This window comes from Pseudomonas mercuritolerans (assembly GCF_025706525.1).
In the GTDB taxonomy this organism is placed as follows: Bacteria; Pseudomonadota; Gammaproteobacteria; order Pseudomonadales; family Pseudomonadaceae; genus Aquipseudomonas; species Aquipseudomonas mercuritolerans.
Map to the genome: position 1 here is coordinate 268,995 of NZ_JAMSHA010000008.1, position 12,252 is coordinate 281,246.

A 12,252-nucleotide genomic window follows, 5' to 3' on the forward strand; every position below is an offset into this window, starting at 1 on the left:
AAAATTCCGCCCGCTGCCCGTGACAAAAAATTCAGGCACGTACAAACGGGTTCTCGCGCATCTCATCACCCAGACGCGTGTCCGGACCGTGCCCGGTGACAACCGTCGCGTCCTCGTCCAGCGTATACAGCCGCTGCTTGATCGAACGCACGATGGTCGCCTGATCGCCGCCCCACAAATCCGTGCGCCCAACCCCGCGACGAAACAGCGTGTCGCCGGCTATCAACAGCTTAGCCTCGGAAAACCAAAAGCTCATGGAACCGGGGGTATGACCCGGCGTGTGCAAAGCCACGCCGCAACCGCAGGCCAGCTCTTCGTCATCGCTCAACCAGCGATCCGGCGATGGCACCGGGGTGTAAGGCACGCCGAACATCTGGCATTGCATTTCAAGATTGTCCCAGAGGAACTGGTCGTCCTTGTGCAGATGCAGGGTCGCACCGGTTTTCTCCTTCATCTGCCCGGAAGCGAGAAAGTGATCAAGATGCGCGTGGGTATGGATGATGCTGACGACTTTCAGGCCATGGGCATCGAGACGCGCCATGATCAGATCAGGGTTGCCGCCGGGATCGACGACGATGGCTTTTTTTGTGAGCGGGTCGCCGATGATGGTGCAGTTGCACTGCAATGGGCCGACGGGGAAGGTTTCGCGGATAAGCGCAGGGCTGGGCGTGGTCATGGAAAAATCCTGGACAGGGTCAACGCCGTTGGCAACGGCCGATGGCGAATTTTACCGTCGCTAGAGCAATAACCCCAATGCCTTCGCCCGCGCCACGGCCTGCGTACGCCGCTCAACCCCAAGCTTGCTGTTGATATGGCTCGCGTGGGTTTTCACGGTGTGCAGGGAAATGAACAACTGCTCGCTGATCTCCTGATTGGAACAGCCTTGAGCGATCAGGCGCAGCACGGCCAGCTCACGGCTGCTGAGTTGTTCGGTAGCGGAGCTTTCCACGGCCGGGCGTGGCGCGGCTGTTGGGAAATGCGTGAGCAATTGCTGGCTGACCGCGTTGCAGGAGAGTGCCTGCAATTGCCCGCGCATCCAGTCGGCATGGCTTTTCAGTAGCGCATCGAAGGGCTGGAAGACGCCGCCGGCAGCGGCTTCCAGAGCTTGGCTCAACGTTTTGCGGGCTTCCGGTTCGCGCCCATTCGACAGCAACAGCGTCACCTTCTGCGTCAACGCCATCACACTGAGCAACTGGCGTCCGGTCCGCTGGCCGTTTTCATGCAATACGTCCAGCCGACCTTCGGCCAGCATCGGTTGGCCCTGAATTACATCGAGCAGCGCCTGTTGCAGCTCCACATGCAGCGGCAGCTGCGGATGAAACTCCGGCGGTGCAGCGGCGTGTTCGCCGGTGTAGGTCTGGCCCAGGCGCGCAAGCCACGCCTCGGCGAGATCGATGCGGCCCTGGGCCAGCCACAGCTCGCATTTGACCAGGGTGATCATCGCCAGGTAGTAGATCGGCGGCACGTCCCAGATGTGCATCAGGCGTTCGGCTTCGGCGAGTTCGGCGAAGGCCTTGGCGAACTCGCCGCTGGCGCCGTCGAGGCGGGCAATCACGCAGTGGCCGATCAGCACGCTGATGTCGCGACAGGCCCGCGCCTCGCCAATGCCGGCCAGCAGGCGTACGCGTGCGGCTTGCGGCTGCAAACGCATCGCCAGCAGGAAACCTTCGTACAACGTCAGCCGCGCGCGCACGGCGTACAGTCGTTGCGGCGACAGACCGCGCAAGCGCTCCAGGCCCTGATGCACTTCATCCAGCGCGCGCTGAATCTCGCCCCGCGATTGCAGAACCCGCGCCCTGTCGTAATGCGCCAGTGCTTCGAATAATGGATTGCCGACCCGCTGCGCCAGCTCAAGCGATTCGCGGTTCAGGCCACGGGCGCGCCACAGATCGCCGTCGGCGATCGCCAGATTGGACAAGGTCGACAGACACATCAGGCGCTGGCCGTAACGCTTGGCCGGCAGGCTCTCCAGCGCTTCGCTGCAATAACGCAGGGTCAGTTCGCGATGGCCGCGTCCGCGAGCGATGATCCCGCTAAGCGCCAGCCATTGCGCCAGCATGGATTTCTGCGCCGTGGCCGAAGGCGCCGGCAGGAAACGGCTCAAATGGCTGGCCAGCTCTTCAGCGGCGTCGAGCTGACAGGCCAGCCCCAGCGCCCAGCTGTACAGCACGATCAGCCGTGGCGTACTGATCAGCAGGCTGTCGGGCAAGTCCATTTTCCATCGCAGCAGCATGCCGACGTTCTGCTCGGCGAGCAGCTGTTCTTCGGACAGGTTCTGTACCAGGTTCGCCGCGACATCGAGATGCCCGGCACGCAACGCCTGCTCCACCGCTTCGTCGAGCAAGCCCTGTGCGTTGAACCAGCGGCAGGCGCGCAAATGCAGTGTAGCGTTGGGCACCATCGCCTGGGCGATTGGCCGGCTGCGCAACAAGTCAGAAAACAAATGGTGATAGCGATACCAGTGACCGTGCTCGTCCAGCGGCACCAGAAATACCTGGTGGGCGAGCAGAAAGCGCAGGATCTCGGCGCTGTCATGGGCTTCGCGGACCGCGTCGCACAGCTCGCTGCAAAAGCGTTCCTGCGGTGCGGTTTCGTAGAGGAAGGATTGCACTTCGGTTGGCAAGCAATCGATGACTTCTTCGAGCAGATAATCGCGTATCAGCCCTTCACCGCCATTCAGCGCTTGCGGAAGCGCGGCATCGTTGCCCGCCTCGGCCACCGCCAGCAGCCAGAAGCGCAGACCGGCGACCCAGCCTTCGCTGCGCTGGATCAGGCTTTCCAGTGCTTCGCCGCGCAGTGAGCTGCTGTGGCGGTCGAGCAAAGTCAGGGCTTCGTCGTGGGTCAGGCGCAAGTCCTGTTCGTGCAGCTCAAGCAACTGCCGCGACAGGCGCAGACGCGCCAGATGCCAGTCCGGGCGCTGACGACTGGTGACCATCACCAGCAAGCCATCGGGCAGATGATTGAGGAAGAATTGCAGGCACCGGTCCAGCACCGGCCCCTGGGCGAGGTGGTAGTCATCGAGTACCAGCAGCAACGGTGCGGCTGGATCGAGGTGCGGCGCCAGCTCATCGAGCAGACCGTCGAGCCACTCTTCGAACGCGAATGGTTGATGGCGCTGACGCATTTTCAACAGGCCGAGGGCACCAGCGCCCAACGCAGGAAAATAGTCTTGCAGACCTTCGAGCAAGCGCTCGAGAAAACGTCCGGGATCGCTGTCACGCGGACTCAAGCCCAGCCAGAGACTTTGCCAATGCGCCGGCAGACTTTGACAGAACTCCACCGCCAGCGAGCTCTTGCCGAACCCGGCCGGGGCGCTGACCAACAGTAACCGACCACCGAGCCCGGCCTGCAGACGCTGGCAAAGGCGCGGCCGCAGGACATAGCCGTCAGGCAGCGGCGGGCGAAAAAAACGCCCGTCCAGTGCTGCGACGGTGATGCTTGCGGGACCCGGAAGTGGGGACAGATCAGTCATGGCCGGCTCTTGTTCGAAGGCGATTGGCGGCGTTGCAGATGTCCGCAGCCTAGCCTTAAACGAACCGGTTATGAAGGTTGCTGCTACAAATGGCTACAAAAAGGCTACACAGCGCCGCCAATATCCGGCATCACCGACCAATCGCGACCACGATGAATCCGTGTAGGAGCTGCCGAAGGCTGCGATCTCTTGACTTTGCTTTTTCCAGAATCAAAAACAGGATCAAAAGATCGCAGCCTTCGGCAGCTCCTACATGAGCGGTGCGGCGTAAACCGCACGCAAAAAAACGCCCCGAACCGGTCGGGGCGTTTTCACGAGGATGCGGCCTCGGGTTTACGCAGGTTTAGCGAACACCATCCTGACGCAGAGCGGCCGGGGTGAAATCGCTAGTGGTGGCGGTGAAGCCGAAGTCATACGCCTGCTTCTCTTCGTTCTTCATGCCCAGTGCCAGATAACGGCCGGACTGCAGGTCGTAGAGGGTTTCGAGGGCGTACCACGGCACTTGCTTGTCGTAGTAGTTCTCGGCATGTGCCTCGGCTACACGCCACAGTTGGCCACGACCGTCGTAGTGGTCGATGACCGCTGCCTGCCAGGTGTCCTCGTCGATGTAGAAGTCACGCTTGGCGTAGATGTGGCGCTGGCCTTCCTTCAGGGTCGCGACCACGTGCCAGACGCGGCGCAGCTCGTAGCGAGCCAGGTCCTGGTTGATGTGACCGGCCTTGATGATGTCGGCGTACTTCAGTTTCGGATCGTCGAGTTTGTAGCTGTCGGAGGCGATGTACATCTCTTTCTTGCCTTCGAGCTTCCAGTCGTAACGATCCGGCGCACCGTTGTACATGTCGAGGTTGTCCGAGGTACGCAGGCCGTCGGCGGCAGTACCCGGGCCGTCATACGACACTTGCGGTGCACGGCGCACACGACGCTGACCGGCGTTGTAGACCCACGCCGAACGCGGCTCCTTGACCTGATCGAGCGTCTCGTGCACCAGCAGTACGCCACCGGCCAGACGCGCCGGCGCGGTCACTTTCTGCTTGAAGTAGAACAGGATGTTGCCCGGGTTCGCCGGATCGTAGTCCTTCATCTTGTCGCGAAACACGAACTGATCCTGGAAGTACACCAGGCTGTACGAGCCGTTCGGTTGCGGCGTGGCCTGGGTCACCAGACGGGTCACGCTGCCGCCGCGATAACGGGTGATGTGGTTCCAGATCACTTCCACACCGGTTTTCGGGATCGGGAACGGCACGGCGGTATCGAAGTTTTCCAGACCGTTGCCGCCGGACACCAGGTTGGTGCTGGTGGCGTTCTTCTTGATCGCGGCGAACACGTCATCCGGCACGGTGGCGCCGCGATGGGACGGATAGACCGGCATCTTGAAGGTTTCCGGGTAGCGCTTGAACATCGCGTACTGGCCCGGCGCAAGCTTGTCCTTGTACTTGTCGACATCCTTGGCGGTGATGGTGAACAGCGGCTGCTCACTGGCGTAAGGGTTGGACAGGAAGCCCTTGCTGTCGACGCTGCCGGCATTCTTCGGCAGCGGTTTCCAGGCCGGGATCGAACCGTCGGCATTACCGGCCATTTCCGCGCCCATTGGCGTCAGGCTCTTGCCCAGTTTATCCGCTTCGGCAGCAGGCACCGCCGCCATGACACTGGTCGCCAGCAGCGACAGGCCCAGAACACCGGCGTGGAACAGACTCTTTGTTATTTTCATAAATTCGTTCGTCCTGAAATGCAGTGCTTAGAAGTTCACGCCGAAGCTGAGCGCCACGAAGTCGCGGTCGTCCACGGTGGTGTACTTGCCGTCGAAGAAATTGGTGTAGGCCAGGCTCGCGGTGTAGGTGTTCTGGTATTCGGCATCGACACCCAGGCTGACCGCTTTGCGACCTTCCTCGAAGTTGCCGCCAGGGCCTGGCGAGTAACCGCTGACGTCGTGGGACCAGGCCACGTTCGGCTTGAGGTTCACACCGGCAAACACGTCGTTGTATTCCCAGATCGCCCGACCACGGTAGCCCCACGACATCGACGTGGTGAAACCGTCGTTTTCGCAATTGCGGCTGCGGTTGTTCTGCGGCGAACCCGGGCCTGCACCGTTGATCGTGCTGTTGTTGAGGATGTTGGCGCAGGTATCGACTGTGCCAGTGGCCGGCAACTCACCCGGACCGTAGACCGGGTCACGTCCATAACGCTTGTCGGAGCGGCTTTCCAGGCCACCGACGTAGGTCGCGCCGACTTCACCGACGAGGGTCAGACGACTGGCGCCCATGACCTGATCGAAGAAGTGCGTGAACGTCGTCTGGATCTGGGTGATTTCCTTGCGCTCATAGCCATGCAGATCCTGACCCGGCACGCCAGTGAGCAGCGAAGCGTTGGTCAGCGCGCCGCCCAGTGGACGCACGCCGGCAAACAGGATGTCGGTGGAGTTCAGTTGTACCGGCGCGTTCGGACGGTAGCTGATCTCACCGCTCCACGCCGTACCGGTAGGCAGGGTGGTGGAAAAGCTCAGACCGTAGAGACGAATGTCTTCCGGGTATTCGATGAAGTAATTGGAGTTGCCCGCAACCAGCAGCGGTGCGAGTGCGGCAAACGGCCCCGGCAACCCGGCAGCGGTGTTGTAGACCGATTGCGGGGCACCGGTGGCGCTGAAGATCGGCGCACGGCTGTGGTAGTTCATGAAGTAGGCGCCGAACTCGGTGTCGAGTGGCTCGAACATGTATTTGAGGGACGCGCCCCACTGACCGCTATCACGCGCGTCACGGTCCGGCCCACGGCGCACCAGCACGCCTTCTTCGTCGACGTTGACACCGTTGGCGGCCAACGGCCCCAAAGCGACGGCCGGAATCTGCGAACGCTTGTTCAGTACGCGCAAATTGTTGTCGCAACCGTCGGCAACGATGTCCGGCTGGGAGAAGAAGGTGCCGCAGTTGTCGACGACGGTCTGGTCCCATTCCAGTTGGTAGAACGCTTCGGCCGAGAGGTTATCGGTGAGGCTCTGCGACACATAGAACATGTTGACCGGAATCAGGCCTTCCTTGATCTCGGCGCCAGGACGACGGAATGCGGAAACGTCGATCGGGTTGATCGAGTTGATACCGCCGCCGATGAAGGTACTTTCACCCCAGCTCACTACCTGCTTGCCCAGACGCACGGAACCCGGCTGATCGGCAATCGCGTAGTTGTGATAGACGAAGGCGTCGAGGATCTGCCCGCCGGAGGACTTGGCGCCCTCTTTGCGGTTGCTGTCGCTGATGTCCTTGAATTCGCGGCTCTCGTCCTTCAGTTCGAAGTCGTACCAGTATTTGCCACGGACGAACACGCCGGTGTCGCCGTATTTCAATTCAAGGTCATGGATACCCTTGAAGATCTTCGAAAAGGTTTCGCCGCTCTTGAAGTTGGCGTGCCCGTCATCGGAAGTCTGCGACAGGCCGCGGCCGCCGTTGTTGACGCCGATGAGGTTCTTGTTCGGGCTCTGAGTAGACCAACTGGCACCGATCGACAGGGACGAGTCGAACTGGCCTTCGATTTCACCGACGTTGAAACTGACGCCGAATGCAGGCCCGGCGAGCGAGGAGGCAAGACTGACCGCCAGAGGCAGTTTCGCCCGGCGCCAGAACTGGTTTGCTGAGGTCATCGACGCTACTCCATGTGCATTATTGTTATGGCAGTGAGTACTTTTAAAAAACGCTGTGGAGGACCGGGCGCCAGGGCTGCCCGAAATCGCTCCAGAGTTGCTCGCCCCGATCAGTGCGTGTGCTCCGTTTCTAAAAAGTCCTTGAGCGGACTATATCCAGCGGGTGGTAGTGCTTGATCCCTCTAAAGTGTGATTTGCAGCCGCCAACCACTCTGGAACAGTCCTTTCGCCAGTCCGACACAAGTCGGCACGGCAAGGATGGCTGATTTTTTCGATTTCACAAGCCAAGCGCTTGCTTGGTGGGTCTGGCGCGCCGGTTTCGGCGCGCCAGCAGGCACTTAAAGTGTCGAGAGGAAGGTGCTGTTGTTGGCCTGCCATTCGGTGATGTCGAGGCGGATGCGCTTCTTGTCGAGCTTGCCGACACTGGTCTTGGGAATTTCGGTAACAAGGGCGATCTGACTGGGGATCGCCCACTTGCTCAGGTGCCCCAGCTCGACGAACGGTTTGAGGTGTTCCTTCAGTTCCCGTGCGCCGATCACCTGCCCTTCGCGGACCACCAGCAAGGCAAACGGACGCTCGCCCCACTGCGGATCGGCAATGCCCACCACTGCTACTTCGCGTACCGCCGCATGCCGGCTGATGAGGTCTTCGAGGTCGAGGGAGGAGATCCACTCGCCGCCGGTCTTGATCACGTCCTTGATGCGATCACGAATATCGATCACGCCCATGCTGTCGAGCGTGGCGACGTCACCGGTGTGCAACCAGCCACCGGCCCAGAGCTCGGCGCCCTTCTGCGGTTCGTTGAAATAGCCTTCGGTCAGCCACGGCGCGCGCAGCACCAGTTCGCCCTGGGTTTCGCCGTCAGCCGGAAGGAAATTGCCCTCGCCGTCGACAATCGCCGCTTCGACCAACGGTCCCGGCACGCCGGCCTTGATCCGGTAAGTGGTGCGCTCGTCTTCGCCGCCGGCCATCAGTTCGTCGTTGAGGTGCGCACAGGACACCAGCGGCCCGGTTTCCGACATGCCGTACGCGGCCGTCAGCTGAATGCCACGGGCCTTGGCGTTTTCATACAGGCTGCGGTTGAGCGCGCTGCCGCCGATGACGATTTTCCAGCCGCCAAAATCCGCACCTTGCGCGGCTTTGGCGTTGAGCAGCATCTGCAGGATGGTCGGCACGCAGTGGGAAAAGGTGACCCTCTCCTTGCGCCACAACTCCACCAGATACTCCGGATCGTAACGGCCCGGGTAGACCTGCTTGAGCCCGAGCATGGTCGCCACGTACGGCAAACCCCAGGCGTGGACGTGGAACATCGGCGTGATCGGCATGTACACATCGTTGGTGCCGAGCAGGCGTACGCTGTCGATCGAACCCATGATCGTCGCCACGCCGATGGTGTGCAGCACCAGTTGCCGATGGGTGAAATACACGCCTTTCGGATTGCCCGTGGTGCCGGTGGTGTAGAACGTGGTGGCCACCGAGTTTTCGTCGAAGTCCTGAAAATCGTATTGCGCACTCGCAGCGGCCAGCAGTTGCTCGTATTCGCCGACGAGGTTCGGCAGCTCTGCGGTTTTCTCCGGAAGATCGCTCAGCAGCAGGGTTTTCTCCACCGTGGTCAGCTGCGGCGCGATGGCCTGATACAGCCCGACGAACTCACTGTTGACCAGGACGAAGCGGTCCTCGGCGTGGTTCATGGTGTAGAGGATCTGCTCGGGCGACAGACGAACGTTGATGGTGTGAATCACCGCGCCGATCATCGGAATGGCGAACATGCATTCCAGGTAACGGTGGCTGTCCCAGTCCATCACCGCCACGGTGTCACCGGCCTTCACGCCAGCAGCCGTCAGCGCGTTGGCCAGCCGCGCAACCCGCTCGATCAGGGTCGGATAGCTGTAGCGCAACTGGTCGCGGTAGATGATTTCGCGGGTTTTCTCGTAACGGGCGCCGGACATCAGCAGCCGTTTGATCAGCAATGGATACTGGTAGGCCCCATCGGCCGGCGGAATGACCCGAGTCTGCAACATAAGAATCCCTTTTCTGACTGCACGGTGTTGGCGGAGAGATTCGTACTCTAGTGCGCCTGCATGACAGTCAAATCAGCCAAAGGAATGATTTGCAGAGCCGTACAAATGCTAGCTTTGCGCCAGCATTTCGGGCCGAAGTTGAAGAAAACACGACCGGTGGGAGCGAGCCTGCTCGCGAAGGCGTCGGGTCAGTCGACATTTTTGGTGACTGGACTGGCGCTTTCGCGAGCAGGCTCGCTCCCACAGGGATTGATGTGTTCCAGTGCTCAATGCATCTCGGTGAACGCGATTTTCACGCCGAGAGCAATCAGTACCGCGCCCATGGTGCGGTCGAACCAGTGGCCCATGCGGGCGAAGCCGGCGCGCACCCGTTGCTGGCTGAACAGCATCGCCACCAGGCAGAACCAGATCGCTGTCGCCACCGCCAGGTAAACGCCGTAACCGGCCTGCACCGCCAACGGCGTGTGCGGGTTGATCACCACGGTGAACAGCGAGAGGAAAAACAGCGTGGCTTTCGGGTTCAGACCGTTGGTGACGAAGCCCGAGGTAAACGCGCCCCGCGCGGTGCGTACGCCGGTTTCCCGGTGCAAGTCATCGTTGACGGTTTTCGCCGGTTGCGCGCGCAAGGCCTTGAAGCCGATGTAAAGCAGATACGCGGCGGCGGCCCACTTCAGCGCGTTGAACAGCACGATCGACTGCGACACGATTAGACCGATGCCGAGCAACGAATAGCCAACGTGCAGGAAAATCGCCGAGCCCACGCCCAGCGCGGTCCAGGTGCCGGCGCGGCGCCCATGGGTCACGCTCTCGCGCACCACCACGGCAAAGTCCGGGCCGGGGCTGGCCACGGCGAGCAGATGGATCAGGGCAACGGTCAAGAACTCGGTCCAGTACATGGGGGCTCCTCAGGATTCGAATGTTCACACTGGGCTCATTGCCGAATGCTTTCCCTGTGGGAGCGAGCCTGCTCGCGAAAGCGCTGGGTCAGCCAACAGAGATGTTGAATGGGCCAGAGCTTTCGCGAGCAGGCTCGCTCCCACAGGTGGTTCAGGGCATTTCGGTGTCGAGTAACCAATTGTTTCATCTGGTAGGCTCGGCAGAGTACGCCCTCCGCTCACAGCACAAAAGGTACAGTTGATGACGAACACGCGCCGCGCGGTATTCCTTGATCACCCTTCGCTGGATCTCGGCGATCTGGACCTCGGTCCGTTGCGCGAATGCTTCAGCGACTTGCAGCTGTTCGCTCAGACTTTGCCGCAAGAAGTCAGCGAACGCCTGCAAGGCGCCAGTGTGGCGATCACCAACAAGGTGATGATCGACGCCGCTGCAATGGCTGCCAACCCGCAGCTGAAACTGATCCTGATCAGCGCCACCGGCACCAACAACGTCGACCTCGCTGCCGCCCGCGCCCACGGCATCACCGTGTGCAATTGCCAGGCTTACGGCACGCCGTCGGTGGCGCAACACACGATCATGCTGTTGCTCAACCTCGCCACGCGCCTGGCCGACTATCAAAAGGCTGTGAGCGAAGGCCGCTGGCAACAGGCGAAACAGTTCTGTCTGCTCGACTACCCGATCGTCGAACTGCAAGGCAAAACACTCGGCCTGCTCGGCCATGGCGAACTCGGTGGCGCCGTGGCGCGGTTGGCCGAAGCGTTTGGCATGCGCGTGTTGCTCGGGCAGATTCCGGGGCGCCCGGCTCGGCCGGATCGCCTGCCGCTGGAAGAACTGCTGCCGCAGATCGACGCCCTGACCCTGCACTGCCCGCTCAACGAGCACACCCGGAACTTCATCGGAGCCGGCGAGCTGGCCGCGATGAAGCCCGGCGCATTCGTGGTCAATACCGCTCGTGGCGGCTTGATCGACGAGCAAGCGCTGGCCGACGCTTTGCGTAGCGGCCACCTCGGCGGTGCGGCGACCGATGTGTTGAGTGTCGAGCCACCGACCCAGGGCAATCCGCTGCTCGCCGCCGATATCCCGCGCCTGATCGTCACCCCGCACAATGCCTGGGGCAGTCGCGAGGCGCGCCAGCGTATCGTCGGGCAACTGAGCGAAAACGCCCGGGCGTTCTTCAGCGGTGAGGCGCTGCGGGTCGTCAGTTGATAAACTGCGGCACTTTTTTTCAAGGAGCAGTTATGGATCCGCGCAGTGAAGTACTGCTTCGTCAGGCCGAGTTATTCCAGGGTTCGCTGCTGTTGGCCGGCCTGCCCGCCGATGATTTGCTCGGGCGTCTGCCGAATGCGTTCGGCTGGTGCTGGCACGCTGGCGACCAAGCCGCACTGGACGCGCGTTTCGAAGGCCGCAGCCAGTTCGGCGTGAATGTCCCGGAGCGCGAGTTCGACAGCGCTGTGGTGTTCCTGCCCAAATCCAAGGACCTCACCGACTACATCCTCAACGCCGTGGCGTCGCGTCTGGCCGGGCGTGAAGTGTTTCTGGTCGGGGAAAAACGCAGCGGTATCGAAGGCGCGTCGAAACAGCTCAACCCGTTCGGCAAACCGCGCAAACTCGACAGCGCTCGCCACTGCCAGCTCTGGCAAGTCACCGTGGCCAATGCGCCTGAAGCGAAACCGCTGGAAAGCCTGGCGCAGACGTACGAACTGCCGCTGGCCGAAGGGCCGTTGAAAGTCATCAGCCTGCCGGGCGTGTTCAGCCACGGGCGACTGGATCGCGGCAGCGCCCTGCTGCTGGAGCATCTGGACAAACTGCCGAGCGGCCATCTGCTCGATTTCGGTTGCGGCGCCGGCGTGCTCGGGGCTGCGGTGAAACGTCGCTATCCGCACAATCAGGTGACGTTGCTGGATGTCGACGCGTTCGCCGCTGCCAGCAGCCGTCTGACCCTGGCCGCCAATGGCCTGGAAGCCGAAGTGCTGACCGGTGACGGCATCGACGCCGCGCCGATGGGTTTGAGCGCGATTCTGAGCAATCCGCCGTTCCATGTCGGCGTGCACACCGATTATTTCGCTACGGAGAACCTGCTGCGAAAAGCGGCGAAACATCTGAAAAACGGTGGCGAACTGCGCCTTGTGGCGAACAGCTTCCTCAAGTATCAGCCGCTGATCGAGGAGCACCTAGGCGTGTGTGCAATCAAGGCCGAAGGCAACGGTTTCCGGATTTACCGGGCCAAGCGCGGTTGA

Annotated in this window: 8 protein-coding genes; 2 read left to right on the forward strand and 6 right to left on the reverse strand. The window is 61.6% G+C overall.

Annotation, left to right across the window (positions count from 1 at the left end; genetic code table 11):
• Positions 1–31: 31 nt before the first annotated feature.
• The 6 genes from ND528_RS22490 to ND528_RS22515 all read right to left on the reverse strand — a co-directional run bounded on the left by ND528_RS22490 (position 32) and on the right by ND528_RS22515 (position 10,014).
• Entirely contained in the window at positions 32–676 is a 645-nt protein-coding gene (locus ND528_RS22490) for an MBL fold metallo-hydrolase (protein ID WP_122602295.1), read from the reverse strand.
• Between the two features lie 60 nt (positions 677–736).
• Positions 737–3,472: a LuxR C-terminal-related transcriptional regulator gene (locus ND528_RS22495; RefSeq protein ID WP_263471271.1), complete on the reverse strand. Its 2,736-nt coding sequence runs from the start codon at positions 3,470–3,472 to the stop codon at positions 737–739.
• Between the two features lie 343 nt (positions 3,473–3,815).
• Positions 3,816–5,180 carry a DUF1329 domain-containing protein gene (locus ND528_RS22500; RefSeq protein ID WP_212617107.1) on the reverse strand — a complete coding sequence of 455 codons (1,365 nt, stop codon included), beginning with the start codon at positions 5,178–5,180 and terminating at the stop codon, positions 3,816–3,818.
• A gap of 27 nt (positions 5,181–5,207) precedes the next feature.
• Positions 5,208–7,097, reverse strand: a complete 1,890-nt coding sequence (locus ND528_RS22505) for a DUF1302 domain-containing protein (RefSeq protein ID WP_263471272.1) — start codon at positions 7,095–7,097, stop codon at positions 5,208–5,210.
• A 338-nt stretch (positions 7,098–7,435) separates the two neighbouring features.
• Entirely contained in the window at positions 7,436–9,118 is a 1,683-nt protein-coding gene (locus ND528_RS22510) for a fatty acid--CoA ligase (protein ID WP_263471273.1), read from the reverse strand.
• Between the two features lie 266 nt (positions 9,119–9,384).
• Positions 9,385–10,014 carry a LysE family translocator gene (locus ND528_RS22515; RefSeq protein ID WP_137214143.1) on the reverse strand — a complete coding sequence of 210 codons (630 nt, stop codon included), beginning with the start codon at positions 10,012–10,014 and terminating at the stop codon, positions 9,385–9,387.
• A gap of 241 nt (positions 10,015–10,255) precedes the next feature.
• On the opposite strand from ND528_RS22515, the gene ND528_RS22520 reads away from it, so the two are divergent.
• Positions 10,256–11,221 carry a 2-hydroxyacid dehydrogenase gene (locus tag ND528_RS22520; RefSeq protein ID WP_263471274.1) on the forward strand — a complete coding sequence of 322 codons (966 nt, stop codon included), beginning with the start codon at positions 10,256–10,258 and terminating at the stop codon, positions 11,219–11,221.
• A 32-nt stretch (positions 11,222–11,253) separates the two neighbouring features.
• Positions 11,254–12,252 (forward strand): class I SAM-dependent methyltransferase, encoded by a 999-nt coding sequence (locus tag ND528_RS22525; RefSeq protein WP_016773244.1) that lies wholly within the window; start codon positions 11,254–11,256, stop codon positions 12,250–12,252.

Excerpts from the sequence above, each read along its gene's own strand:
- ND528_RS22510 (WP_263471273.1), bottom strand. The coding sequence starts at position 9,118 with ATGTTGCAGACTCGGGTCATTCCGCCGGCCGATGGGGCCTACCAGTAT.
- ND528_RS22515 (WP_137214143.1), bottom strand. The coding sequence starts at position 10,014 with ATGTACTGGACCGAGTTCTTGACCGTTGCCCTGATCCATCTGCTCGCC.
- ND528_RS22490 (WP_122602295.1), bottom strand. The coding sequence starts at position 676 with ATGACCACGCCCAGCCCTGCGCTTATCCGCGAAACCTTCCCCGTCGGC.
- ND528_RS22505 (WP_263471272.1), bottom strand. The coding sequence starts at position 7,097 with ATGACCTCAGCAAACCAGTTCTGGCGCCGGGCGAAACTGCCTCTGGCG.
- ND528_RS22495 (WP_263471271.1), bottom strand. The coding sequence starts at position 3,472 with ATGACTGATCTGTCCCCACTTCCGGGTCCCGCAAGCATCACCGTCGCA.
- ND528_RS22500 (WP_212617107.1), bottom strand. The coding sequence starts at position 5,180 with ATGAAAATAACAAAGAGTCTGTTCCACGCCGGTGTTCTGGGCCTGTCG.
- ND528_RS22520 (WP_263471274.1), top strand. The coding sequence starts at position 10,256 with ATGACGAACACGCGCCGCGCGGTATTCCTTGATCACCCTTCGCTGGAT.
- ND528_RS22525 (WP_016773244.1), top strand. The coding sequence starts at position 11,254 with ATGGATCCGCGCAGTGAAGTACTGCTTCGTCAGGCCGAGTTATTCCAG.